Source organism: Brevundimonas sp. (assembly GCF_046293315.1).
Lineage (GTDB): Bacteria > Pseudomonadota > Alphaproteobacteria > Caulobacterales > Caulobacteraceae > Brevundimonas.
This window is the reverse complement of sequence record NZ_JBKBPF010000090.1, coordinates 1-589: the sequence shown is the minus strand read 5'-3', so window position 1 is coordinate 589 and position 589 is coordinate 1. Positions and strand designations below refer to the sequence as shown.

1 protein-coding gene is annotated in these 589 nt (G+C 75.6%); it reads right to left on the bottom strand.

Annotated features, from left to right (window positions below; translation table 11 throughout):
* Positions 1 to 440, bottom strand: a 440-nt coding sequence (locus ACK4SE_RS14175; RefSeq protein ID WP_409694016.1) for a hypothetical protein, incomplete at its 3' end; no start/stop codon positions are given.
* Positions 441 to 589: the final 149 nt, after the last annotated feature.

The window sequence follows — 589 nt, the reverse complement described above, 5'->3', positions numbered from 1 at the left end:
GTGGCCAGCTCGTCGCTAAAGTCCCCCAGCCCCGCGCTGCCCAGCCACGCGTGCACATCCTCCGGGAATATGACGATCATGCGGCGTTCAGTGTTGATGGGCCGCGGCCGGTGCACGCGCCCGCCCGGCGTGGCGGCGCCGTTGCTCTGCGCCAGCATGCCGCGCGCCAGCTCCTGCATCAGCTGCGAGAACGACTCGGGGGACAGCGTGCCGTCCTCCTCGTCCGCGCCGCCGCCGCCTGCCGCCGCCCCAGGCGTGCCCGGGGGCAGTGACAGGCTGGGGCGAAGCTTGCCCAGCATGCCGCCGCCGCCGCCGCCGCCGCCGCCACCGCCGCCGCCACCGCCACGCGAGCGCAACGGCGCAACGTCTGCAGAGGCATCAAACTCAACGTTGCCCTTCACACGGGGCGTGACAGACGGCACGGAGCGCGAGCGGCGCATGGGCGTCGGCGCAGCCACGGCGGGCGCGGGCGCTGCTGGCGCGTTGGCCCGGCTGGCGCGCCGCTCTCGTGTGTGCCTGCGTGAGGGCTCGTCGCTGCCGGCATCGCTGGTCAGCTCGCTGTCGCTCCGCCCGCCGCCCTCGCCGCCGC